We start from the raw sequence: 24,128 nt of genomic DNA, 5'->3' as shown, positions 1-24,128 counted from the left end.
GGAGGGGAAGATGAAAAATCTCGCACTCTCCCCGCTCGCGGAAAACAACCCAACCGTCATGGAGACGATCATGAAACCCCTGTCATACGCCAGGCGCGGCGCGCGCTGGCTGATGGCGGCCGGTATCGCGGTCGCCATGCTCACCCCTGTGGCAAGCCACGCGGAAGACGCCGTTCCGGTCACCCCGGAACTGAAGCTCGATCTCGACAATTCGCGCGTCGTCAATCCGAGGCCGGACCGGCTCGTGCCTTTCTTCACCAAGAAAGGCACTCAGCGAGGCTGCGACTACGTCGTCTACTCGCTGAGCTTCGGCTTGCGCGGCGATCCGCAAGGCTTTGCCGACCCAAGCCTCGCGGCCAGGCTGAACAAGCTCAAGCTCGACTTCAAGGACCAGCTTCCGCACGGCCTTGAGATCGTCAACGTCAATGTGGCCGGCGACGGCACGGATTCGTCCGGTGGGCCACTGCCGGGCGCTTCGATCAGCACCTCGGCAAATCCCAACGATACGGCCACGGTGTCCGATTTCCGGCTCTCCGCCGCCGATCTCGATGGCGCCGGTGCCGCCAATGAACGCGTCATCACCTTCCAGATCACCGCCAAGATCGACCATGCGGCGTTTCCAGCGCCGACGGTTGTCGACAACCAGGGTGTGATCAAGGCGACGCCGGCCGTCGGCACGGGGGCCATCATCCCGTCGCAGGATCCGAGCAAGCCCGACGACGGCGACTTCAAGACCGGCGTCAAGACCTCGATCAAGATCGACGTCACCAAGTGCAATCCGCCACCGCCACCTCCCGGCAAGGAATGCTTCAAGGTGGAACGCGGCACGGTTGATTGCGTGCCCGGCGGCGGCGCCTTCATCTACCATATGCCGGTTGGCCCGGAGATGGGCGGCAAGTGGGTGCAGGTGTCGACGACGACACCCGGCATCACCATCATCCCCGACACCCAATTGGTGCCTCCGGGCGGCGGTGTGCTCAACTGGAAGATCGTCGGTGCGTCACCCGGCGACGTCATCCACCTCATCGTCACCGGCATCGAGACCTATGCCGGCCCGAAGGAGGGTTGGGGCCTGTGCTGCACGCAGACCATCGACATCGTCATCCCGCGCGACCAGAGATGTCCGCCCAAGGACAAGGAACCGGATCTCAAGGTCGAGAAACGCGCCGATGTCCCACGCTGCACCATGGCCGGCGGCTGCGACTTCACCATCAGGGTCACCAATGTCGGCACCGCGCCCTACAACGGCAAAATCGTGCTCGACGAGGTGACGCTGCCGGCCGGCTCGACGCTGAGTTCAGGGCCCAATCCGCCCTGGGTCTGCGTACCCGGCACCACCCCGATGATTTGCACCTATCCGGCGACCACCCTCAATCCGGGCGCCTTTGTCGACCTCAAGCTCGGCTTCAAGCCGGCCGGCGGCTGGCAAGGCAAGGTGCTGCGCAACTGCGCCACCTACAATTATCCGGCCAGCGGCAAGCCGCTGTTCGGCAGCCAGCAAAACGACAGGGGCTGCGCCTCGATCCCGATCTGCCGCCGTGGCGATCGTGACCGCGACTGCCAGCCGCCTGTCGAGAAGAAGGTTGACCTGATCCTGAAGAAGCGCGCACGCATTCCGGTCTGCACGCCGGACGGCGTCTGCTACTTCGTCATCGACATCATCAACAACGGCACAGCAACCTATAACGGGCCGCTGACGGTGATCGACAACTACCCCGGCGGCGCACCGGCCTCCTCGACCTTCGGCCCAAGCCCGCCCTGGACTTGCGGTCCGAACGGTCCCGGCCAGTTCCGCTGCGACAATGCCGGCATCTCGCTGCCTGCGGGCGCCTCGACGCCGATCTTCGTCAAGGCGGTCATGCCGGCCGGCTACCAGTCAGATGCGGTCGAGAACTGCGCCGCGGTGAAGGCCATTCCCGGTGAGGTCGACCTCACCAACAACAAGGCCTGCGCCAAGGAACGCATCCGTCATCCCAATGGCGGCAAGCCGACCTTGCGCATCACCAAGGTGTGCAACGGCTCGCTGCCCGGTGCCGCGGTCATCTCTTGCCGCATTACCGTCATCAGCCTGGGCACCGCTGCCCCCATCGGTCCGGTGCGGGTCAACGATGCCGCCACGCTGGTATCGGGCGGCGCGCCCGTCCTGATCCAGACCGTCACCCCTGACGGCGCGGAATGGGCATGCGGACCGGTCCCGGCCAATGCGCTGTCGTGCCAGATTCCGGGCGCCGTCATGACACCTGGAACCAGCCGCCACTTCGACGTGACGGTCTCGGCCAATGGCCAGTTCGAAAACTGCGCACGCGGCTCCTATGGGCCGGCGCCCGGCGACGATGTCGTCTATCCGATCGGCCAGGCCTGCGCCAAGGGCGGCGGCTCTTCGACCATCCGTGTCGAGAAGACCGGCGACCGCGAATGCCGGCTCGGCCAGCCCTGCTCGTTCGATATCACCATATCAAATGATGGGACGAGCCCCTTCTCCGGTCCGGTCCGCATCGGTGATGCGATCGGCGTGGAAGGTCTCGGCCGGCTGGACGGTGTTGCGATCACCTCGATCGACCCGCCCTTCGGCTGCTCGCCGGAGCCGACGACACTGCCGGCCTCCTGCATCGCCAACCTGACGCTCGGCGCCGGTGAAAGCCAGTCGCATCACGTCACCGTGGTCATTCCCGACGATGGCCGTCTGGCCAACCTGGAGGGCAACGTCAACGGCCAGAACTGCGTCGGCGTCCTGTCTCCCGACACGCGGGTGCAGGGCGGCGGCGACGTGCTGGGCGGTGACCAGGGCAATGTGCAGGGCGATCGCGGCAAGGCCTATGCGTGCCACCCCTTCATCATCACGCATGAGATGAAGAAGGAGTGCTCGCCGGGCTTCGTCATGAACGATGCCGGCCGCTGCGTCTGCCCGGAAGGCACCACCTTCCGCAACGGCCAGTGCACCGGCGGCGGCACCAACATCCTGCCGACACCACCACCGCCGAAGCGTTGCGTGCTGCTCGAAGGCCAGATCCGCACCGAGGACGGGCGCTGCATCTGCCCGCGCGGCACGGGTTTGGAGAACGGGAAGTGCGTCAGGACCGACAGACCTGAGCAGTGCACCATCCGCGGCCAGATCCATGATGCCGATGGCGATTGTGTCTGCCCGCAAGGGACAGAGGTGCGCAACGGCGCCTGCCGTCCGATCCGGCCGAAGCCTGAGCAGTGCACCATCCGTGGCCAGATCCACGACGCCGATGGCGACTGCGTCTGCCCGCAAGGGACCGAGGTGCGCAACGGCGCCTGCCGACCGATCCGGCCGAAGCCTGACCAGTGCACCATTCGCGGCCAGGTCCACAACTCGGACGGCGATTGTGTCTGTCCGCAAGGGACCGAGGTGCGCAACGGGTCCTGCCGTCCGGTTAGGCCGAAGCCCGACCAGTGCACCATCCGCGGCCAGGTCCACGACGGCGACGGCAATTGCGTCTGCCCGAGGGGTACCGAGGTGCAAGGCAATGCCTGCCGTCGCAAGCAGCCGCAACTGGAGCAGTGCGACATACGCGGCCAGGTCCACAACAAGCGCGGCGAGTGTGTCTGCCCGCGTGGGACCGAGGTGATCGACGGCGCGTGCCGCAAGCCCAGGCAACAGACGGAATGCGCACCGGGCTCGCAGATGGTCAATGGCCAGTGCCAGCCCATCTTCAGGCGGCGCTGCCCGGAAGGCACGATCGGGCGCTATCCCAACTGCCGGCCGATACGCGGGCAGCCGTCCCTGGAGCTGCTTCCGGGCCAACTGCTGCAGCAGGTCCTGCCACGGCGTCAGCCACAGGTTGAACAGCAGCAGGATCCAGCCAGGATCCTGAAGCTCCAGCAGCAATAACGATCTGCTCGACGCCAGACCAGAAACCCGCCGGAGCAATCCGGCGGGTTTTTCTTTCATGCCCCGGGGCAAGTGGGAATTGGCGGCAACGCAGCAACGCCACCCAAGCCTGTGGAGCCATGCCTGCGCCCTCGACAAGTCACCCGCCGCGCATTAGGCAGTCGGTCCAGGGTGAGCGGTATGAAAAGCGCACCCGGAAAGGCCGCGAGATGAGCAAAAAGACCTTGATCGCACCTTCGGTGCTGGCTTCGGACTTTTCGAAGCTCGGCGACGAGGTCGAGGCGGTGGCGGCGGCCGGCGCGGACTGGATCCATCTCGATGTCATGGATGGCCATTTCGTCCCCAACATCACCTTCGGTCCGCCCGTCATCAAGGCGATCCGCAACCGCACCAAGGCTTTCTTCGACTGCCATCTGATGATTGCGCCGGCCGATCCCTATCTCGCCGCCTTCGCCGAGGCCGGCTGTGACGGCATGACGGTGCATGCGGAGGCCGGGCCACATCTCGACCGCTCGCTGCAGACCATCAGGAACCTCGGCAAGAAGGCCGGTGTGTCGCTCAATCCGGCGACGCCGGAAACGATGATCGAATATGTGCTCGACCGGCTCGACCTGATCCTGATCATGACCGTCAACCCGGGTTTCGGCGGCCAGGCTTTCATCCCGGCGATGGTCGACAAGGTGAGACGCGTCAAGGCGCTGATCGGCGACCGGCCGATCCGCATCGAAATCGACGGCGGCGTTTCGCCGGAGACAGCTCCCCTGGTCACATCGGCCGGCGCCGATGTGCTGGTGGCAGGTGCCGCCATCTTCAAGGGCGGCAGCGTCGAAGCCTACCGCTCCAACATCGAGGCGATCAGGACAGCGGCCGACAAGGCCGCCGGCTAAACTCACCGCTATCATCCCGTTTAATCCGACAGGCCGGCCAAGAGCCGTTGTGCGGACGCGGCTCCTTCGGGACCCGCCCTGCCCGAATCAGATTCGCTGAGAAGGCCTGATTCGGGCGAACCATCCGCTGTCTTTGCGCGCGACAGAAAAGATGCTCGCATGGGCACACAAGAAACAGATGATCCTGCGTGCATAAAAAACACGTTAAGTTTCTACTGGTTGTAGAGACGCGCAAATTTCCACGATCAGATGCAGATCGGGGTATATTCCTTTGTCCTTAAGTACAATAGAGCTATCTTGTGCTTGAGCCCCCAGGCGCAAGCACTGTATGGAACATGTACGGAAGGATTCTTTGCGGACTCGAATTGCCCGGAGAAAAATGGGGACAAGGAGTCAACTTTTGACATATGGAGCTGCCAACCTGAACGACGACGGCACAGGATCCAAGAGCACACTTGCCAGTACGGTCTATCACCAATTGCGTGATGATCTTCTCGGCGGCGCTCTTGAAACCGAAAGCAAGCTGCGGGTCGAGTGGGTTGTTTCCAAGTATGGCGCCGGCGCTTCCCCGGTCCGTGAAGCTCTTAACCGTCTTGCCTCCGAAGGACTTCTTGGTCGCCACGACCAGCGTGGCTTTTTCATCATGCCGGTCACTGCGACGGAGCTTGAGGAGCTGACGCGCACCCGCTGCTGGCTCGAGGAGCGGGCGCTTCGCGAATCCATTGCCCATCGCACCGCCGAATGGGAAGAACAGCTGGTGCTGGCGCTGCATCGCCTGGGCCGCGCCTCACGTCTTTCGCCGCAAAATGCCACGTCGCTCGATCCGGATTGGGAGAAATTGCACCGCACCTTCCATCGGGTGCTGATCTCGGCCTGCCGGTCGCACTGGCTGGTGGGTTTCTGCGATCAGCTTTCCGATCACGCCTATCGCTACCGGCAAATGGCCAATGACGGCGAAAGCATCCAGCGCGACGATTTCGCCGAACACCGGCTGATCGCCGAAAGCGCGCTGGACGGCAATGCCGACGGCGCCGTCCAGGCCTTGATCGATCACTACCAGCTGACCGCTGCCATGTGTATGGAGCGCTTCAAGCAAGGCGAAATCGCAAAAGCCGCCGTCGCGGCCGAACGCGCCCGGCGGTAGCGCTCGTTCGGCCGACAGGCCTTCGCGACCCGTCGCGGGCAACCTTTGACGCGACCGGGTGGACCGCCACAAGTGCCCCCATTTTCCAGGCCGGCGCTGCCCCTCACCTGCCTGCCGGCATCCTCTCCCCGTAAACGGGGCGAGGGACGCTGTCCCCGCCGCTTTCGCCAATTGCCAGCGTCCAGAAAGGGCGCCGGCGTTGCTGCCGGCCTCTTTCGCCCCGTTTACGGGGAGAAATGCCCGGCAGGGCAATGAGGGGCGGCGCCAACTTCGGCGATTGGCAGGTTCCGCCACACGTTGGAAAGCGATTGCCTTGTGAACCGCCATCTCCAGTCTTGACGAGATCGCTGAGAAACGCGAACGCTTCGCCGCCAAAACATGCCGCTCAAGGTGCATGCGCAAGGCTTGCCGTTCCGCCACCCCAGGGAAAACTTCATGAGCAATCATCTGTTCGATGCGTTCCGGTCGCGGATGCCGGCGCCCGGGCGTCTGTTGATGGAGGCAGATGATGGGCGCTCGCTCAGCTATGGCGACATGCTGGCGCGGTCGGCACAGCTCGCGCATGCGCTGCTGCAACTGGACGTCGAGCCGGGTGATCGTGTCGCCGTGCAGGTCGAGAAGAGCCCGGAGGCGCTGCTGCTCTACCTCGCCTGTGTGCGTGCAGGAGCCGTCTTCCTGCCGCTCAACACCGCCTACACGCTGACCGAGCTCAGCTATTTCTTCGAGGATGCCGCACCGCGCGTCATCGTCTGCGATCCGGCACGGTCGCCCGACATCGGCCGCATGGTCGAACCGTCAGGTGCCGTCGTGGTCACACTCGATCGCAATGGCCGGGGGTCCCTTACGGACCAGGCCTCGCGACAGGCGTCCGATTTTCACGATGTCGAGCGGGGGGCGGACGATCTCGCGGCGATCCTCTACACGTCGGGAACCACCGGCCGTTCGAAAGGCGCCATGCTCAGCCACGAGAACCTGGCCTCGAACGCGCGGGTGCTGGTCGAGCAATGGCGCTTCACATCGGGCGACGTGCTGATCCACGCGCTGCCGATCTTCCATACGCACGGCCTGTTCGTCGCCACCAATGTCATCCTGATGGCCGGCGCCTCGATGCTGTTCGAACAGAAATTCGATCCGGCTCGCATCATCGCGCTGCTGCCGCGCGCAACCGCGCTGATGGGCGTGCCGACCTTCTATACCAGGCTTTTGCAGCAGGATGGTCTGGATCGTGAGACGGCTAAGAATATCCGCCTGTTCGTGTCCGGCTCGGCGCCGCTGCTGGCCGAGACGCACAAGGCCTGGCGCGAGCGCACCGGCCACGCCATCCTCGAACGCTACGGCATGACCGAGACCAACATGAACACGTCGAACCCCTATGAAGGCGAACGGCGCGCCGGCACGGTCGGATTCCCCTTGCCTGGCGTGTCGCTGCGCATCGCCGATCCCGACAGCGGCAAACCGCCTGCCCAGGGCGAGGTCGGCATGATCGAGGTCAAGGGTCCGAACGTGTTTGGCGGCTACTGGCGCATGCCGGAAAAGACCAAAGCGGAATTTCGCGCCGACGGCTTCTTCATCACTGGCGACCTCGGCATTATCGATGCCGATGGCTATGTGCATATCGTCGGCCGCGGCAAGGACCTGATCATATCAGGCGGCTACAACATCTATCCGAAGGAGCTCGAAAGCGAGATCGACGCGCTCGACGGAGTGAGCGAGAGCGCCGTCATCGGCGTCGCTCATCCCGATTTCGGCGAAGGCGTCACCGCGGTCGTCGTGCGGGCGCCGAGCTCACAAATCACCGGCGCGGAAATTCTCGGCGCCATCGCCGGGCGCGTTGCAAAATACAAGCATCCGAAGCAGGTGATCTTCGTCGACGAATTGCCGCGCAACACGATGGGCAAGGTGCAGAAGAATCTTCTGCGCGATACCTATAAGGATCTCTACGCGTCCTAGAGCAATTCCAGGAAAAGTGTGAGCGGTTTTCCCGGGAAAAGCGCATAGGGCTTTCCCTTAGGAATTGCGTCAAAACAAAGAGTTAGAGCGGTTCGCCGTTTCCATGAAACGGTGAAACTCTCTAGTTCGCCGTCTTGCGCGGCTTTTCAAGCCTCGTACCGGAGCCCCACAGGGCGCGCTGGATCAGGCCGCGTTTGCGATTGCGCGGCACGAGGTCAATATCCCTGACCAGTTTTGCGCCACCCTTGTGCCGTTCGAGCGTGATCTTGCGGGTGTGGAAGGCTTCCAGTTCGGCGCGGTGCGCCACGCTGACGATGGTGACCTCGGGCAGTTCGCGGATCACCGTTTCCATCATCTGGTCCTGGCTTTTTTCGTCCAGCGCCGAGGTCGCCTCATCCAGCACGACGATGTCCGGGCGATGCAGCAAAAGCCGCGCGAAGGCGACCCGCTGCTTTTCGCCGCCCGACAGGGTCTGGTCCCAGGGCGCTTCCTCCTTGATCCGGCCGGCGAGGTGGCCGAGGCCGACCTTGTCGAGAGCCGCCTTGATCTGCTCGAGCTTCCAGTGGTTGGCGGCCGCGGGGTAGGCGACCACCCGGCGCAGCGTGCCGGACGGGATGTAGGGCCGCTGCGGCAGCATGAACAATCGTTTGTCGGGATGGAAATTGACGCTGCCGCTTCCCCATGGCCAAAGGCCCGCGATCGCCCGCACCAGCGTCGACTTGCCCGAGCCGGATTCACCTGAAACCAGCACCCGCTCGCCCGCTTCAACCCCGACTTCCGTTTCCTTGACCACGGACGTGCCGTCGTCGAGCGTCACCGAGAGATTGTCGAGGGAGAGCATCGTATCGCCCTTGGTCTCGCCGTGAAGGATGCGCCCTAGCTCGTTGCTCTGCTCGGCGCGCTCCAGCCCGTCGAGCGACATCATCAGCGAGGCGATACGGCGTGCCGAGGCGTTCCAATCGGCAAGGCGCGGATAATTATCGACCAGCCAGCCGAACGCCCCCTGCACGATGGCGAAGGCGGAGGCGGCCTGCATGACTTGGCCGAGCGACATCGAGCCTTCGAGAAACTTTGGCGCGCACAGCAGCACCGGCACGACAGGCGCGAACAGGCTCGATCCCTGCGACACCACCGCCGTGCGCATATGCTGGCCGGTCAGTTGCGCCCATCGCTTCAGCACGCCGGCAAAGGTCCTGTCGATGCCGCTGCGTTCCTCCTCCTCGCCGCCGAGCAGGGCGATGCTCTCGCCGTTTTCGCGCACGCGCGTCAGCACGTAGCGGAATTCTGCTTCCGTCTGGTTCTTCTCTTCGGACAGCCGCACGAAATCGCGGCCGATAAAGAACATCGAGGTGGAGGTGATCGCGGCATAGATCACCGCTGTGATGACGAGGAAGCCGGGCACGGTGAAGGTCGACCCTCCCAATGTGAAGCTCAAGGCCCCACCGATCGTCCACAGCACCACGATAAAGGTCGAGGCCGAAAGGGTGGCGACAATCACGCCGGCGACGAAGTCGACCGGCGCCTCGGTGGCGACCCGAAGATCTTCCGAGAGGCGCGCCTCGGGGTTCTGGTGGTCGCCCTGCACCAGGTTCAACTGGTAGTAGCGGCCGTTGGTGAGCCAGCGCGCTATCACCGAGGTGGTCAGCCAGGAGCGCCAGCGGCGCTGCATGGTCATGCGCAGATAGACCTGAGCGACGACAAGGCTGATGCTGCCAAGCACGAGCGGCACGAACACCGCGCTCAGGAAATAGACGCTATGGGCGTCGCGCTTCTCGATGGCGTCGAAAATCGAGCGGTTCCAGACATTGATCCCGTACTGGAAGCCGACATTGACGACGATGAGGATCAGCAGCCCGATCGTCAAGGGCCAGCCGAGTCTGTCGCCGTGCCGTCCCCAGTAGCCGCGTCCGCTGATCCAGAACCGCTTCAGCAGGTATTTCTTGCGCGCCTGTTCGGCTTGCTCTGGCGTCAGCTGTGGATCGGGTTCGACGGCCTCCGGCGGCGGTGTCTCGTCGACGATCCCGGGAGCCGCCGCTTCGACGGTCGAGGCTTTCTTGTCGCGTGGCTTCTTTTCGAGCGGAACTTGGTCGCGCGGCCTCTCGTCACGCGGCTTTTGCCGTCGCGGCTTGGGGGCGCTGCGCGGCTTGATTCCATCGGCCGGTGTCGATCTGGGTTTCGCGTCGGACATGCGCTCCGACAACGACCTCGAAATCAAAAGGTTTCATGACGTTCGCCCGAGAGGAGAAATTCCCAGCGGTGCTTATAATTGCGTATGCAGCAGCTCGACGACATGGTCGGCGATCGCCAGGCTTGCCGTCAGGCCGGGGCTCTCGATGCCGAACAGATTGACGATCCGCCTGACGCCATGATCGGCCGGACCCTGGATCATGAAATCGGCCGCAGGCTGGCCGGGACCGGACAGCTTCGGCCTGATGCCGGCATAGGCCGGCTGCAGGACGCCGTCGGCAAGATCGGGCCAATAGCGCCGGATCGCTTCATAGAAGACGGCACTTCGGCCGGGATCGACGGTGTAATCGACATGGTCGACCCATTCGACATCAGGCCCAAAGCGGGCACTGCCGCCGAGGTCAAGCGTCAGATGGACGCCAAGGCCGCCTTCGACCGGAACCGGATAGATCAGCCGCGAAAACGGTGAACGGCCCGGAAGCGCGAAATAGTTCCCGCGCGCCAGCCACTGCCGGGGGATGAGATCCCTTGGGAAACCGTCGATGCGGCCGGCCACCGCCTGCGCATCGAGGCCCGCGGCATTGATGAAGGCGCCGGCCTCCAGGGCGAAGGTCTCGCCATTGGCATCGCGCGTGTCGATCCGGATCCCGTCGGCTTCGATCGTCGCCCCGGCGACCGAGGTGAGGAAAGCGAAAGATGCGCCGGCGGCTTCGGCGTCGCCGCGCAGCGACAGCATCAGTGCATGGCTGTCGACAATCCCGGTCGATGGCGACAGCAACGCGGCGGCACATGTCAGCGCTGGCTCCAGGCTTTCGGCCTCGCCGCGCGCCAAAAGCTGGAGATCGTCGACGCCGCAGCGGCGCGCATTGGCCTCGATCTTCCGCAACCCGTCCGTCTGGCCGGGCTCGCTGGCGACGATCAGCTTGCCGGCGCGCGTATGGGCGACGCCGTGCTCGGCGCAGTAGGCGTAGAGACGCCGCCGCCCTTCGACGCAGAGCCGGGCCTTCAGGCTTCCCGGTGCATAATAGAGCCCGGCATGGATGACTTCGGAATTGCGCGAACTGGTGATGGTGCCGATCGCGTCGGCCTGCTCGACCACCACCACCTCGCGGCCCGACAGGGCAAGCGCCCTGGCGATGGCAAGCCCGACGACGCCTGCTCCGGCGACGACACAATCGATGGTCTGCATGGCCTCGCTTTCAGCGTGAAGCGCCGGCCTCGAACACCTTGTCGCCGCCGATCCAGACGCTTCCTATGCCAAGATCGTCCGACAGCGCAACGATATCCGCCACCGTGCCGTTGGCCAGGCGGCCAAGCCGATGCGACTGGCCGACCGCCTGCGCCGGGTAGAGCGACGCCATGCGCAAGGCCTCGGACAGATCGACACCGACGACATTGTGCATGAAACGCACGGCCGAGATCATGTCGAGGTCGGCGCCCGCCAGTGTCCCGTCGGCAAGCCTGAGGCTGCCATCCCGGCGGTAGATGGTGCGGCCGTTGAGCGTGAACGAGGTCATGTCTGTGCCGATCGTCGCCATCGCGTCGCTGACCAGCACGATCTTGCCTGGCCCCTGCTTGGCATCGAGCGCGATCCTGATGGTGGCGGGATGAACATGGATGCCGTCGGCGATCAGCCCGGCGGACAAGGTGCCGATGTCGATGGCCGTGCCGGCCAGGCCCGGTTCGCGATTGCCGATCTGGCTCATGGCGTTGAACAGATGGGTGACCACGCTGGCACCCGCGTCGGCAAAGGCTTTTGCCGTGGCGTAACCGGTGTCGGAATGCCCGAGGCTGACGACGACGCCGGCCTTGACCAAGGCCGCAACACGCGCCGGTTCGACGGATTCCGGCGCGATCGTGGTGAGCAGCACCGGTAGCTTTTGCCGCGCCGCGATCAGCATTGCCTGGTCGGCATCCGTCATCGGCCGGATCAGCGCCGGATCGTGCGCGCCCTTACGGGCGATCGACAGATGCGGGCCTTCGAGATGCAGGCCGAGGAAACCAGGCACCTTTTGCAGCGCGGCTGCTTCGCCGGCGATGATCGCAGCTGCGGTGATTGCGGGCGTATCGGTGATCAGCGTCGCCAGCAGCGCTGTCGTGCCGAACGGCGCGTGTGCCTTGCAGATGGTTTCGATCGAGGCGACATCGGGGTGGTCGTTGAGCATGACGCCGCCGCCGCCATTGACCTGGATGTCGACGAAACCCGGCGCCAGAATGCCACCGCCGGTCTCGACGACACGGATATCCGATGAGACGGCGCCGGTGGGCAAAATAGCCTCGACGAGACCGTCCCGCACCACAAGGGCGTGGCCCTCGTGCCAGTCATCGCCGTCGAAAATGCGGGCGCCGGTCAGGGCAAAACGATCGCTCATACCGTCTCCGTCACCTTGCGAAGATTGCGCGGCGTGTCCGGATCGAGGCCGCGGTGGCGCGCGAAGGCCTCGACGAAGACGTAGAACGAAACGATCAGCGTCAGCGGATCGGTCAGCGGATGGCCAGTGGCGACATGCGGCAGGCGCGTGGCGCGATTGGCCAGCGCTGAGGTGACGAACACCGGCGCCCCCTTGGCCGCCAGGCCGTCGGCCGCTTCGGCGACGGACGGTTCGGATGCATCGCGCGCGGCCAGCGCCAGCACCGGAAAGTCGGGGCCGATCAGCGCCAGCGGACCGTGCATGACTTCGGCAGCACTATAGGCCTCCGCATGCATGCCGCAGGTCTCCTTGAACTTCAGCGCCGCCTCGTTGGCCATCGCCGCCGACGGGCCGCGGCCAAGGATGAACAGTGACTTCTGCTTCTCGATGGTTTCGGAGAGCACGCTCATCCAGTCGCAGGCGATCGCCTTGCCGAAATGCTCGGGCAAGCGGGCTAGTGCTGCCAGAAGCGCCTCGTCGCCGGTGGAATGCGCCATCAAGGCGAGACCGGCGACGGCGGAATTGACGAAGGTCTTGGTCGCCGCGACGCTGCGCTCGGGCCCGGCCAATATGTCGATAGCATAGTCCGAGGCACGCGCCAGCGGCGAATCGGCGGTGTTGGTGACGGCGATGGTCAGCGCGCCGCCGGCGCGTGCGGTTTCGGCCATGGCGACGATGTCGGGGCTCTTGCCCGACTGCGAGATCGCCAGGCAGGCCGAGCCGCCGAGCCTCAGCTTGCGGCCATAGATCGAAGCGATGGAGGGACCGACCGAAGCGACGGCAAGGCCCGCGGTCAGTTCGACGGCATACTTCATGAAGGTCGCCGCATGGTCGGACGAACCGCGCGCCACGGTGACGACGAACTGCGGGTCGCGTTCCCTGATGCCACGCCCGGCCTCGGCAAGCACGGCGCCGGAGCCGTCGAGCAGGCGGGCGACGGCCTGCGGGATCTCCTCGATCTCGCGCTGCATATGGGTGGTGTTGGGGATCATGGTCGGCCCTCTTCGCTCGGCCCTGTCAGCCGCAGTTCGGCGACGAAATCATAGGCGTCGCCGCGGTAGATGGAACGGGTGAATTCGATCACCTTGCCGCTCGCCAGATAGGAAATGCGTTCGATGTGCAGGCCGGCAATGCCCGGTGGCACTTCCAGCAGGCGCGCATCGCTGTCGCCGAGGTTGGCGGCCGAGATGCGCTGCACGGCCCGCACCGGCCGGTTACCGGTCAATTCGAGTGCCGCATAGAGCGAGGAACCGATGCCCGCCGGGTCGGGCAGCACGCTGGCCGACAGCGAGGCGCGTTCGATCGCCAGCGGCGTGTCGTTGGCGATGCGCAGGCGCGCCACGCGCGCCACCAGTTCGCTCGACGACAGGCCAAGCACCATCATCTCGTCGGGCGAGGGGGCGTAGAGGCCGCGGTCGAGCCAGGCCGAGCGCACCGCCATGCCGCGCCGCGCCATGTCTTCGGTAAACGAGGTCAGCCGCGACAGCGACTGCTCGACGCGCTCCATGCGTGGCGCCACGAACGTGCCGGAGCCGTGGCGCTGGACGAGGATGCCGCCCTTGACCAGGTCCTGTACCGCCTTGCGCACGGTGACGCGTGAAATGTCGGCCTTGGTGGCGATGTCGCGCTCGGAAGGCAGCGCGTCGCCCGGCCCGATCAGGCCGCGGTTGACGGCGTCCTCGATGCTCTTGCGCAATTGCAGATAGAGCGGGGCGCCGCTTTGCGCGGATTGCTTCAGCGTGGCGAAGATCTGGTCGGCGGCGTCGCTCATCGAGCCGCCTCCGCTGGTTTGGCGAACAGACGCGCCGCCATCTGCACGGCGCCGCCCAGCGCGTCGTCGAGCGGCGGCTTCAGCAGTGCCTGGTAGCGTGCCGACAGGCGCGGCGCATAAAGCGGTGCCAGTCCGCCGAGCAGGCAAAGCGGCGCATCATCCGGAAGGCCGAGCGCGCCGAGCGAAGCCTCGACATCGCTGACCGCCTTGTCGACGATCCAGTTGGCGACGGCATCGCCCTTTTCGGCATGCTCGAACACTTTGGGCGCGAAGCCGCCGAAATCGCCGGGCTTGGCATTGGTGGTGAATTCGACCACGTCCTCGGGATTGTTGCGGAAGGTGGCCATCATGGCGTCGGTCAGCGGCGAGCGCGCGCGCACGCCGTCATGGGCAAGCAGCGTCTGTTCCAGGAGATCGCGGCCGATGCGGGCGCCGCTGCCCTGGTCGCCGACCTGAAAACCCCAACCGCCGATGGCGCGCGACGTGCCGTTCCTGCGCGCCATATAGGCAGTGCCGGTGCCGAGGATCGCCATGGCGCCGTCGCCGGAGCCGACCGCGCCTTCGAGTGCGATCTCGGCGTCGGTCTCGACGCGGCTGATGCTGAACGGCAGGATCGCTTCGAGCTGCTGCCGGTAAGTACCGACATTGGCGCCGGCAAGGCCGAGAATGGCTGGTGTCTGCGGGATCAGCTCCGGATCCTGCCCAGCGGCCATGAACGCCTGCCGCGCGGCGTCGACAATGTTTGAGCGCGCCCCGGTGAGGTCGGTGCGGATGTTGGCGGCGCCGCTTTTGGCGCGGCCGATGACAGCGCCGTCCACTGTTGCCAGGGCGGCCCTGCAGCTGGTGCCGCCGCCATCGATACCGAGCACGAATTTCACGCGATTTCTCCTCCGGGCGGATAATACCAATAAAATACCAATAGCCAAGGATTAATTTCCGTTTCAAAAAGATTAAGCCGTATTTTATTGAAAATCCTCAGCATTTCGTCGGCTCAGCGATTTCCTGCCCGCGAATTCGTTAATGCGTGTGGACAAGTGGTATTTTTTTGGTATTGTTCTGGTATTGGAGGAACACGGATGGCTGAAACGCGCACCGAAGCGCTTCACAGGAATGCCGAGGGGCTGGATATCCAGGCTCCGGAAGCCATCCTTGTTTCGCTGGTCGATGCGCAGATCGAGGCCGCCAAGGCCGTCCGCAACGCCATCCCCGCCATCGCCAGAGCAGCTGAAATCATTGCGGACAGGCTGAACCGCGGCGGCAAGCTTGCCTATGCCGCGGCCGGCAGTTCCGGCCTGATGGCACTGGCCGACGCCTTGGAACTGCCCGGCACCTTCGGCATTCAGCGCGACCGCATCGCCATCCTGATTGCCGGGGGCGACGAGGCTTTCCACACGCTGGCTGGCGGGCCGGAGGATGACGCGGAGGAAGCCTCGGCGGCGGTCGCCAATGCCGGCATCGGCGCAGGCGATTGCCTGATCGCCCTTTCCGCCAGCGGCACCACACCCTATGCGGTGCGCGCCATCGAGGAAGCCTCTCGTCGCGGTGCGGCCACCATCGGCATCGCCAACAACCGGGACTCGGCTCTGCTGCGTCAGGCCGATACCTCCATCCTGCTCGAAACGCCGCCGGAAGTGATCGCCGGCTCGACGCGCATGGGCGCCGGCACCGCCCAGAAGATCGCGCTCAACATGCTGTCGACCTTGACCGCCGTCCATCTCGGCCATGTCCATGACGGCTACATGGTCAACCTCATGGCCGACAACATCAAGCTGCGCGACCGCGCCGCGCGCATCGTCGCCGCCATCAGCGGGCGCAGTACGGATGATGCGGCGCGTCTGCTCGAAAAGAGCGGCGGCGCGGTCAAGACCGCCATTCTGCTCGCCGCCGGCGCCGACAGCGCCGATGCGGCGCAGAAGATACTGGAAGAGGCCGGCCAGAAGCTGCGGCCGGCCCTTTCCGCGATGGAGGGGAGCAAGCGGCGCACTGCCTCTGTTCTCATCAAAACCGAACCTGAAAAAGGTCAACAGGGAGACTGAGCATGACAACGAAACTACTGACGGCACTGCTTTTGGGCACCAGCATTCTCGGCTCGGCCGGGATGGCTTCTGCCGCGGACGTAACGCTCAACATCGAAAGCTGGCGCGGTGACGACCTTGCCATCTGGAAGGACAAGCTGATCCCGGCTTTCGAAGCCAAGAACCCCGGCATCAAGGTGGTGTTCGCACCATCGGCGCCGACCGAGTATGACGCCGCACTCGGCGCCAAGCTCGCCGCCGGCTCGGCGGGCGACCTGATCACCTGCCGCCCGTTCGACAAGTCGCTCGAGCTGTTCAAGAAGGGCAACCTTGCCGACCTCTCGGCGCTGCCCGGCATGGAGAACTTCTCGCCGGTGGCCAAGTCCGCCTGGCAGACCGACGACGGCAAGGCGAGCTTCTGCGTGCCGATGGCTTCCGTCATCCACGGCTTCATCTACAACAAGGACGCCTTCGACAAGCTCGGCATCAAGATCCCGACGACCCGCGACGAGTTCTTCGCCGCGCTCGACAAGATCAAGGCCGACGGCACCTACATCCCGATGGCGATGGGCACCAAGGACCTCTGGGAAGCCGCGACCATGGGCTACCAGAACATCGGCCCCAACTACTGGAAGGGCGAAGACGGCCGTGCGGCGCTGATCAAGGGCGACCAGAAGCTGACCGACAAGGACTGGGTCGCTCCCTATGAGGAACTGGCCAAGTGGAAGCCTTATCTGGGTGACGGCTTCGAAGCCCAGACCTATCCGGACAGCCAGAACCTGTTCACGCTCGGCCGCGCCGCCATCTACCCGGCCGGCTCGTGGGAAATCGGCCTGTTCAACACCCAGGCCCAGTTCAAGATGGGCGCCTTCCCGCCCCCGGTCGAGAAGGCCGGCGACACCTGCTACATCTCCGACCATACCGACATCGGTATGGGTCTGAATGCAGCGTCGAAGAACGCCGACGCCGCCAAGACCTTCCTGTCCTGGGTCGCTTCGCCGGATTTCGCCACCATCTACGCCAACGCGCTGCCGGGCTTCTTCAGCCTGAACTCCTCGCCGGTGAAGATGGCAGACCCGCTGGCGCAGGAATTCGTCTCCTGGCGCGGCAAGTGCAAGTCGACGATTCGCTCGACCTACCAGATCCTGTCGCGCGGCACGCCGAACCTCGAAAACGAGACCTGGGTTGAATCGGCCAACGTCATCAACGGCACCGACACCCCGGAAGCCGCGGCCAAGAAGCTGCAGACCGGTCTCGACAGCTGGTACAAGCCGGCGAAGTAAGAGCTCAGGCAACGGAGCCGGCTGGGCGCATGCCTGGCCGGTTCCGAATACCCTGGTTTTTCAGAAGTGCATCCGTTCAGATAGCGATTGTCGGCACCGCCTCGCGGCCTTACCCTTGATCCACTGGGGAAAGGCTAGCTGATCAGTCGCAGGCCTTTGTTCTTGCCGAAACGGGCAAGGATGTCACGGCCGTGCATCGAGGCATCATCTAGCATCGACACCATTTGGAACCGAGAGACGGCGGGGACCGAACTCATGGCCGCAGAAACACGACCGAAGAGACCGACCCGCTGGCACATCGGCGTCTTCCTGGCGCCGGCGCTGCTCGTCTACACGGCGATCATGATCCTGCCGCTGGCCGGCACGCTGCAGCTGTCGCTGTTCCGCAACATTGAGCAGCACCAGATCTTCGTCGGGCTGGCGAACTTCCGCACCTTGTTCGGCGACCCCAACTGGTCGGTCGGGTTCTGGAATGCGCTCAGGAACAACACCTGGTTCTTCATGATCCACATGCTGGTGCAGAACCCGATCGGCGTCATGCTGGCGGCGCTTCTATCCAGCCCAAGGCTGAGATTTGCCGCCTTCTACCGCACGGCGATCTTCGTGCCGACCATCCTGTCCTTCGTCATCGTCGGCTTCGCCTGGAAGCTGATCCTGTCGCCGCTATGGGGCGTGGCGCCGCATCTGATGGACCTGGTCGGCCTGAAAAGCCTGTTCACGCCATGGCTTGGCAAGGAACAATACGCGCTGACCGCGCTCAGCCTGATCTCGGTGTGGCAGTTCGTCGGCATCCCGATGATGCTGATCTACGCCGCCCTGCTGTCGATCCCCGAAGAGGTGATCGAGGCGGCCGAATGCGACGGCATCACCGGCCTGTCGCAGTTCTGGAAGATCAAGCTGCCGCTGATCCTGCCGTCGATCGGCATCATCTCGATCCTCACCTTCGTCGGCAATTTCAACGCCTTCGACCTGATCTACACCGCGCAAGGGGCGCTCGCCGGGCCGAATTATTCGACCGACATTCTCGGCACCTTCCTCTACCGCGCCTTCTTCGGCTTCCAACTGCAGGTCGGCGATCCCAACATGGGTGCGGCGATCGCCACGATGATGTTCCTGATCATCCTCGGCGGCGTCTGCGTCTACCTCTTCCTCGTCCAGACGCGCCTGCGTCGCTACCAGTTCTGAGGGGCAAGAGATGAGCACCGCCACCCGTTCGCTGCCCCGCACCATCGGCGCCCACGCGATCCTGTTGACCTACACGGCGATCGCGCTGTTCCCGGTGATCCTGGTGATCATGAACTCGTTCAAATCCCGCGCCGGCATCTTCGGCGCGCCGCTGACGCCGCCGACACCAAAAACTTTCGACCTGATCGGTTACACCACAGTCATCGGCCAGGGCGACTTCATCCACTATTTCCAGAACAGCCTCGTCGTCACCGTCGCCTCGCTGTTCTTCGTGCTTCTGTTCGGCGCGATGGCTGCCTTCGCGCTGTCGGAATACCGCTTCCGCGGCAATTCGCTGATGGGCCTCTACCTGGCGCTCGGCATCATGATCCCGATCCGGCTCGGCACCGTCGCCATCCTGCAATTGATGGTGGCGAGCGGGCTGGTCAACACGCTGACCTCGCTGATCCTGGTCTACACCGCGCAAGGCCTGCCGCTCGCCGTCTTCATCCTGTCGGAATTCATGAAGCAGGTGTCCGACGATCTGAAGAATGCCGGCCGCATCGACGGCCTGTCCGAATACACCATCTTCTTCCGCCTGGTGCTGCCGCTGGTGCGGCCGTCCATGGCCACCGTCGCCGTCTTCACCATGATCCCGATCTGGAACGATCTGTGGTTCCCGCTGATCCTGGCGCCGTCGGAAGAGACCAAGACGGTGACGCTCGGCGCCCAGCTGTTCCTCGGCCAGTTCGTCACCAACTGGAACGCCATCCTGGCGGCGCTGTCGCTGGCGATCATGCCGGTGCTGATCCTCTACGTCATCTTCTCGCGGCAGCTGATCCGCGGCATTACTTCCGGAGCCGTCAAGTGAGCGAGGGGCAAGAGGCCATCGTGCAGGCTCTCGTTGAGACAGGGAGCCGCTATGGATTCCGGGGCGTTCGCGCCAAAAATTTCTATCGCGAGCGGCCGGAAACAATCTGTGTGCTGAACCTTCAGAAGTCTTCCTGGGGGCCACAGTTCTATCTGAACGCCGCAGTGTGGTTCACGCGACTTGGGCCGGAGCGCCGGCCGAAGGAATACAATTGCCACATCATCTGGCGAGTCGACTCTTTGATGACTAGCGAGCAATCCAAGGCATTTGAAGGGGCGCTCAATCTGGATCATTCGATCCCGAATGACCGGAGATCTTCTCTGATCAAAGAAGGGGTCGATACATACGGCTTTGGCCTTCTGGCCCGTTGCGAGAGCGAAGAGGCTGCCCTGCAGATCGCCGGTGAGAACGGCCCGAATGTGAGAGTAGCTCTCAAAGCCCGCAGGCAAGAAAAGGCAGATTGAAATGGCTCAACCCCTTCGCGTCGTCGTCGCCGGGCTCGGCAATATGGGCCGCAGCCATGCGCTGGCCTACCATACCAATCCGGGCTTCGAGATCGCCGCACTCATCAACCGCTCCGACGTGCCTTTGCCGGAAGGGCTGTCGGGCTATAGCATCAGGCGCTCGTTCGACGACGCACTGCGCGACGAAAACCCCGATGTCGCCTGCATCGCCACCTATTCCGACAGCCATGCCGATTATGCGGTCAGGGCGTTCGAGGCCGGCTGCCACGTCTTTGTCGAAAAGCCGCTCGCAACGACCGTCGCCGACGCAAAACGTGTCGTCGCGGCCGCCAAGGCCAACGGCAAGAAACTGGTGATCGGCTACATCCTGCGCCACCACCCCTCCTGGATCAGGCTGATCGCCGAGGCACGCAAGCTCGGCGGCCCCTACGTGTTCCGCATGAACCTCAACCAGCAATCCTCGGGCCATACCTGGGAGACACACAAGCAATTGATGCAGACGACGTCGCCGATCGTCGACTGCGGCGTGCACTATCTCGACGTCATGCTGCAGATCACCGACGCCAGGCCGGTCGAGGTGCGCGGCATGGGTGTACGGCTGACCGAGGAGGTGGCGCCCTCGATGTACAATTACGGCCACCTGCAGGTGCTGTTCGATGATGGTTCGGTCGGCTGGTACGAGGCCGGCTGGGGCCCGATGATTTCCGAAACCGCCTTCTTTGTGAAGGATGTCATCTCACCCAAGGGCTGCGTGTCGATCGTCATGAAGGAAGGTGTGAAGTCGGATGACATCGACACCCACACCAAGACCTCTACTATCCGCCTGCACAGTGCGGCGACCGGCCCGGACGGCAAATTCGTCAGGCAGGACGAGATGCTGTCGATGGCAGGCGAACCCGGCCACCAGGATCTCTGCGACCTCGAACAGGCCTTTGTGCTGAAGGCGATCCGCGAAGATCTGGATCTCACCAAACACATGGACGACGCGGTGAAATCACTCGCCGTCTGCCTTGCCGCCGACGAGAGCGTGCGCAGCGGCGGTGCCGTCAAACTCTAGAGCTAGGAACAAATATTGTGGGCTCGCTGAAGATCGAGAATGTGAAGAAGGCCTTCGGGCCGGTCGAGGTGCTGAAGGGCATCAACCTCGAAGTGACGGACGGCGAATTCGTCGTCTTCGTTGGCCCTTCGGGCTGCGGCAAGTCGACCTTGCTCAGGGTCATTGCCGGGCTCGAGGATTCGACCTCGGGCCGGGTCGTCATCGACGGTGCCGATGTCTCGGCCACGCCGCCGGCCAAGCGCGGCATCGCCATGGTGTTCCAGACCTATGCGCTCTATCCGCATCTGACGGTGAAGAACAATATGGGCCTCGGCCTCAAGCAGGCCGGCACGCCGGCGGCCGAGATCGAACGCCGCATCGGCATCGCCTCCTCGATGCTGTCGCTGGAGCCTTATCTGGAGCGGCGCCCGGCCGAACTCTCCGGCGGGCAGCGCCAGCGCGTCGCCATCGGCCGCGCCGTGGTGCGCGAGCCAAAACTGTTCCTGTTCGACGAGCCGCTGTCGAACCTTGATGCCGCACTGCGCGTCAACACGCGGCTGGAGATCGCGCAGCTGCACCGGCGGCTGAAGGCAACGATGATCTACGTCACCCACGACCAGGTCGAGGCGATGACGCTGGCCGACAAGATCGTCGTGCTCAACGCCGGTCAAATCGAGCAGATCGGCGGTCCGATGGAACTTTACAATTCGCCGGCAAACGAGTTCGTCGCCGGCTTCATCGGCTCGCCCAAGATGAATTTCATCGATGGCGCCCGGCTTGGCGAGACCGCCAAGACCATCGGCGTGCGGCCGGAACATCTGACCGTCGATCCGAAGTCGGGCGCTTGGAAAGGGACCGTGGTCCATGCAGAGCATCTCGGCGCCGACACCAATCTGTATCTCGACTGCGAGAAGGCCGGGCTGATTACGGTTCGGATTTTCGGGGTGTATGATGCGGAGCCTGGTGCGACGCTCTACGCAACGCCCGATCCGGCGAAGACCTATCGGTTTGGCGCGGATGGGAAGGTGCTGAAGTAGTTCTGGAGCAACTCCCCCTCACCCAGCCTCCGCTTCGCTCGGCTGACCTCTCCCCGAGGGGAGAGGAGATTACGAGCGCTGGCGCCAGCCTCTTCTCCCCTTGGGGAGAAGGTGGCCGCGAAGCGGCCGGATGAGGGGGACTTCGTAGGGCTGCAGCGACGGAATTCCGCAGTTTACACGTCAGCCCTAAACGTCTGCTTCTGCTGGCCGAGTCCCTCGATGCCCAGTTCCACCACATCGCCGGCCTTCAAGAACACCGGCGGCTTCATGCCGAGGCCAACGCCGGGCGGGGTGCCGGTGGAGATGATGTCGCCGGGGTGCAGCGACATGAACTGGCTGAGATAGGAGACCAGGAAGGCGACGCCGTAGACCATGGTCTTGGTCGAGCCGTTCTGCATGGTCTTGCCGTTGACGGTCAGCCACATTTTGAGGTTCTGCGGATCGGCCACTTCGTCCTTGGTCACCAGCCAGGGGCCGGTCGGGCCGAACGTGTCGCAGCTCTTGCCCTTGGTCCACTGGCCCTGGCGCTCGGCCTGGAAGGCGCGCTCGGAGACGTCGTGGGCAACGGCATAGCCGGCGACATAATCGAGCGCGTCGGCCTCGCTGACATACTTTGCCGTCTTGCCGATGACCACGGCGAGCTCGACTTCCCAGTCGGTCTTCTCGGAGCCGCGTGGGATCAGCACGTCATCGTCCGGGCCGACAATGGCCGAGCTTGCCTTCATGAAGATGATCGGCTCCGGCGGCACGGTGGCGCCGGTTTCGGCGGCGTGGTCGGAATAGTTGAGGCCGATACAGATGAACTTGCCGGTGCCGGCGACGCAGGCGCCGAGGCGCGGCTTGCCGGAAACCGCCGGCAGAGATTTCGGATCGAGCTTGCCCAGCATCTCCAGCGAGGCCGGATGAAGCACCGTGCCGGCAATGTCGGCGACATGGGCGGAGAGATCGCGGATCGTTCCATCCGCATCGAGCAGGCCGGGACGTTCGCTCCCGACTTCGCCATAGCGCAGCAGTTTCATAGAATGCTCTCCTCAGTCAGATTGGTTCAGATCGACCAGCCGCCGTCGATATTATAGGCCTGTCCGGACGTATAGGTGGCGCCGGCCAGATAGACGGCGAGATCGGCGATTTCTTCAGGCGTGCCGAGCCTGCCCATCGGCTGGCGGGCGATGAAGGCGGCCCGTGCCGCTTCGTAGTCGCCTTGCGCATGCATGCGGTCCTGCAGCGACGGGCTCTCGACCGTTCCGGGGCAGATGGCGTTGCAGCGGATGCCCTTGCCGACATAGTCGGCGGCAATCGCCTTGGTCAGGCCGATCACCGCGGCCTTGGTGACGCCATAGGCGAAGCGGTTCGGCACGCCTTTGCCGGCGCCGGCGACCGACGACATGTTGATGATCGAGCCGTCACCGCGCTCCAGCATGCCGGGCAGCACCGCACGTACCGTACGGATCATGGCGCGGACATTGAGGTTGAAAGCGAAATCGAGATCGGCGTCCTTCATCTCGAGGATCGAGCCGGAATGAACGAAACCGGCGCAGTTGAACAGCACATCGACGCGGCCAATCTCGGCAAAGGCGGCATTGACCGCCTCGTCGTTCAGCACATCCAGCTTGCGAGTCTTGATCCCGGACGTCTTGGCGAGTTCGGCAAGCAGCGTCTCGTTGATGTCGGTGGCGTAGACGGTGGCTCCAGCCTTGGCGAAGGCCAGCGCGCTCGCCTTGCCGATGCCTTGCGCCGCTGCCGTGATGACAACGACCTTGCCTGCCAGATCCGCCATGTCTTTTCCTCGCCTGCTTGGGTCAACTGCCTTTATCGGTGGCCGGCGAAGGCGTCATGTGCCAGCCAGGCTCGATTGTGCGGCCTGTGTCGCAGCCAGTTCACAGATAAAGATGTTTTTTCTCGTTAAAGAACATGCGTCCGGGCGTCAAGCCCGAACACGATCACCTTCGCGACGTCAGATGTAATGCATATCGCTTGCCCTGTGCAACGACATGTATGACAACCGGACAATGAGTCGCGTCGCCACACGGGTTCATGCGTATTGCAGCAAAA

The 24,128-nt window shown here is 64.1% G+C and carries 19 protein-coding genes; 11 read left to right on the top strand and 8 right to left on the bottom strand.

The window, feature by feature from the left end; translation table 11 throughout:
- The first annotated feature begins 10 nt into the window (after positions 1-10).
- The 4 genes from AC1DX4_RS03255 (at position 11) to AC1DX4_RS03240 (ending at position 7,837) form a co-directional block, all read left to right on the top strand.
- Complete coding sequence (locus tag AC1DX4_RS03255) at positions 11-3,856, top strand: DUF7929 domain-containing protein (protein WP_477218930.1); 3,846 nt, start codon at positions 11-13, stop codon at positions 3,854-3,856.
- A 209-nt stretch (positions 3,857-4,065) separates the two neighbouring features.
- The gene (gene rpe, locus AC1DX4_RS03250) at positions 4,066-4,743 is read left to right on the top strand and encodes a ribulose-phosphate 3-epimerase (RefSeq protein WP_477218929.1); all 678 of its coding nucleotides are present in this window, start codon (positions 4,066-4,068) and stop codon (positions 4,741-4,743) included.
- A gap of 400 nt (positions 4,744-5,143) precedes the next feature.
- The gene (locus AC1DX4_RS03245; protein ID WP_477219114.1) at positions 5,144-5,887 is read left to right on the top strand and encodes a GntR family transcriptional regulator; all 744 of its coding nucleotides are present in this window, start codon (positions 5,144-5,146) and stop codon (positions 5,885-5,887) included.
- Between the two features lie 435 nt (positions 5,888-6,322).
- Entirely contained in the window at positions 6,323-7,837 is a 1,515-nt protein-coding gene (locus tag AC1DX4_RS03240; RefSeq protein ID WP_477218928.1) for a malonate--CoA ligase, read from the top strand.
- 121 nt (positions 7,838-7,958) lie between these two features.
- On the opposite strand, the gene AC1DX4_RS03235 is transcribed toward AC1DX4_RS03240, so the two are convergent.
- The 6 genes from AC1DX4_RS03235 to AC1DX4_RS03210 form a co-directional block, all read right to left on the bottom strand.
- Positions 7,959-10,025: an ABC transporter ATP-binding protein/permease gene (locus tag AC1DX4_RS03235; protein ID WP_477218927.1), complete on the bottom strand. Its 2,067-nt coding sequence runs from the start codon at positions 10,023-10,025 to the stop codon at positions 7,959-7,961.
- 72 nt (positions 10,026-10,097) lie between these two features.
- Positions 10,098-11,213 carry an NAD(P)/FAD-dependent oxidoreductase gene (locus AC1DX4_RS03230; RefSeq protein ID WP_477218926.1) on the bottom strand — a complete coding sequence of 372 codons (1,116 nt, stop codon included), beginning with the start codon at positions 11,211-11,213 and terminating at the stop codon, positions 10,098-10,100.
- A 10-nt stretch (positions 11,214-11,223) separates the two neighbouring features.
- Entirely contained in the window at positions 11,224-12,396 is a 1,173-nt protein-coding gene (gene nagA / locus AC1DX4_RS03225) for an N-acetylglucosamine-6-phosphate deacetylase (RefSeq protein ID WP_477218925.1), read from the bottom strand.
- Entirely contained in the window at positions 12,393-13,427 is a 1,035-nt protein-coding gene (locus tag AC1DX4_RS03220; RefSeq protein WP_027040956.1) for an SIS domain-containing protein, read from the bottom strand. The genes nagA and AC1DX4_RS03220 overlap by 4 nt, the downstream gene beginning before the upstream one ends.
- Positions 13,424-14,206 (bottom strand): GntR family transcriptional regulator, encoded by a 783-nt coding sequence (locus AC1DX4_RS03215; RefSeq protein ID WP_095202943.1) that lies wholly within the window; start codon positions 14,204-14,206, stop codon positions 13,424-13,426. Before AC1DX4_RS03215 ends, AC1DX4_RS03220 begins: the two co-directional genes overlap by 4 nt.
- Entirely contained in the window at positions 14,203-15,084 is an 882-nt protein-coding gene (locus AC1DX4_RS03210) for a glucosamine kinase nucleotide-binding domain-containing protein (RefSeq protein ID WP_477218924.1), read from the bottom strand. Before AC1DX4_RS03210 ends, AC1DX4_RS03215 begins: the two co-directional genes overlap by 4 nt.
- Positions 15,085-15,282: 198 nt before the next feature.
- On the opposite strand from AC1DX4_RS03210, the gene AC1DX4_RS03205 reads away from it, so the two are divergent.
- The 7 genes from AC1DX4_RS03205 to AC1DX4_RS03175 all read left to right on the top strand — a co-directional run bounded on the left by AC1DX4_RS03205 (position 15,283) and on the right by AC1DX4_RS03175 (position 22,076).
- A complete protein-coding gene (locus AC1DX4_RS03205; protein ID WP_477218923.1) occupies positions 15,283-16,242 on the top strand; it encodes an N-acetylmuramic acid 6-phosphate etherase in 960 nt (319 codons plus the stop codon).
- Positions 16,243-16,244: 2 nt separating this feature from the next.
- Positions 16,245-17,504 (top strand): ABC transporter substrate-binding protein, encoded by a 1,260-nt coding sequence (locus tag AC1DX4_RS03200; protein WP_477218922.1) that lies wholly within the window; start codon positions 16,245-16,247, stop codon positions 17,502-17,504.
- A 255-nt stretch (positions 17,505-17,759) separates the two neighbouring features.
- Positions 17,760-18,689 carry a carbohydrate ABC transporter permease gene (locus AC1DX4_RS03195; protein ID WP_477218921.1) on the top strand — a complete coding sequence of 310 codons (930 nt, stop codon included), beginning with the start codon at positions 17,760-17,762 and terminating at the stop codon, positions 18,687-18,689.
- A gap of 10 nt (positions 18,690-18,699) precedes the next feature.
- A complete protein-coding gene (locus AC1DX4_RS03190) occupies positions 18,700-19,539 on the top strand; it encodes a carbohydrate ABC transporter permease (protein ID WP_172221463.1) in 840 nt (279 codons plus the stop codon).
- On the top strand, positions 19,536-20,003 hold the full coding sequence (locus AC1DX4_RS03185; protein WP_477218920.1) for a DUF4304 domain-containing protein: 468 nt from the start codon (positions 19,536-19,538) through the stop codon (positions 20,001-20,003). The genes AC1DX4_RS03190 and AC1DX4_RS03185 overlap by 4 nt, the downstream gene beginning before the upstream one ends.
- Position 20,004: 1 nt before the next feature.
- Entirely contained in the window at positions 20,005-21,060 is a 1,056-nt protein-coding gene (locus tag AC1DX4_RS03180) for a Gfo/Idh/MocA family protein (RefSeq protein ID WP_477218919.1), read from the top strand.
- A gap of 17 nt (positions 21,061-21,077) precedes the next feature.
- Positions 21,078-22,076, top strand: a complete 999-nt coding sequence (locus AC1DX4_RS03175; protein WP_477218918.1) for an ABC transporter ATP-binding protein — start codon at positions 21,078-21,080, stop codon at positions 22,074-22,076.
- 173 nt (positions 22,077-22,249) lie between these two features.
- Here AC1DX4_RS03175 and AC1DX4_RS03170 read toward each other — a convergent pair whose 3' ends face one another.
- Complete coding sequence (locus AC1DX4_RS03170) at positions 22,250-23,095, bottom strand: fumarylacetoacetate hydrolase family protein (protein ID WP_477218917.1); 846 nt, start codon at positions 23,093-23,095, stop codon at positions 22,250-22,252.
- A 26-nt stretch (positions 23,096-23,121) separates the two neighbouring features.
- Positions 23,122-23,853: an SDR family oxidoreductase gene (locus AC1DX4_RS03165; RefSeq protein ID WP_477218916.1), complete on the bottom strand. Its 732-nt coding sequence runs from the start codon at positions 23,851-23,853 to the stop codon at positions 23,122-23,124.
- Positions 23,854-24,128 lie beyond the last annotated feature (275 nt).

Source organism: Mesorhizobium sp. P3_A8 (assembly GCF_056402995.1).
This window is presented reverse-complemented; position numbering and strand designations above follow the sequence as displayed.

Coding starts and splice junctions, on each gene's coding strand:
- AC1DX4_RS03235 (WP_477218927.1), bottom strand. CDS start 10,025: ATGTCCGACGCGAAACCCAGATCGACACCGGCCGATGGAATCAAGCCG.
- AC1DX4_RS03200 (WP_477218922.1), top strand. CDS start 16,245: ATGACAACGAAACTACTGACGGCACTGCTTTTGGGCACCAGCATTCTC.
- nagA (WP_477218925.1), bottom strand. CDS start 12,396: ATGAGCGATCGTTTTGCCCTGACCGGCGCCCGCATTTTCGACGGCGAT.
- AC1DX4_RS03205 (WP_477218923.1), top strand. CDS start 15,283: ATGGCTGAAACGCGCACCGAAGCGCTTCACAGGAATGCCGAGGGGCTG.
- AC1DX4_RS03220 (WP_027040956.1), bottom strand. CDS start 13,427: ATGATCCCCAACACCACCCATATGCAGCGCGAGATCGAGGAGATCCCG.
- AC1DX4_RS03255 (WP_477218930.1), top strand. CDS start 11: ATGAAAAATCTCGCACTCTCCCCGCTCGCGGAAAACAACCCAACCGTC.
- AC1DX4_RS03230 (WP_477218926.1), bottom strand. CDS start 11,213: ATGCAGACCATCGATTGTGTCGTCGCCGGAGCAGGCGTCGTCGGGCTT.
- AC1DX4_RS03195 (WP_477218921.1), top strand. CDS start 17,760: ATGGCCGCAGAAACACGACCGAAGAGACCGACCCGCTGGCACATCGGC.
- AC1DX4_RS03180 (WP_477218919.1), top strand. CDS start 20,005: ATGGCTCAACCCCTTCGCGTCGTCGTCGCCGGGCTCGGCAATATGGGC.
- AC1DX4_RS03215 (WP_095202943.1), bottom strand. CDS start 14,206: ATGAGCGACGCCGCCGACCAGATCTTCGCCACGCTGAAGCAATCCGCG.
- AC1DX4_RS03170 (WP_477218917.1), bottom strand. CDS start 23,095: ATGAAACTGCTGCGCTATGGCGAAGTCGGGAGCGAACGTCCCGGCCTG.
- AC1DX4_RS03165 (WP_477218916.1), bottom strand. CDS start 23,853: ATGGCGGATCTGGCAGGCAAGGTCGTTGTCATCACGGCAGCGGCGCAA.
- rpe (WP_477218929.1), top strand. CDS start 4,066: ATGAGCAAAAAGACCTTGATCGCACCTTCGGTGCTGGCTTCGGACTTT.
- AC1DX4_RS03240 (WP_477218928.1), top strand. CDS start 6,323: ATGAGCAATCATCTGTTCGATGCGTTCCGGTCGCGGATGCCGGCGCCC.
- AC1DX4_RS03190 (WP_172221463.1), top strand. CDS start 18,700: ATGAGCACCGCCACCCGTTCGCTGCCCCGCACCATCGGCGCCCACGCG.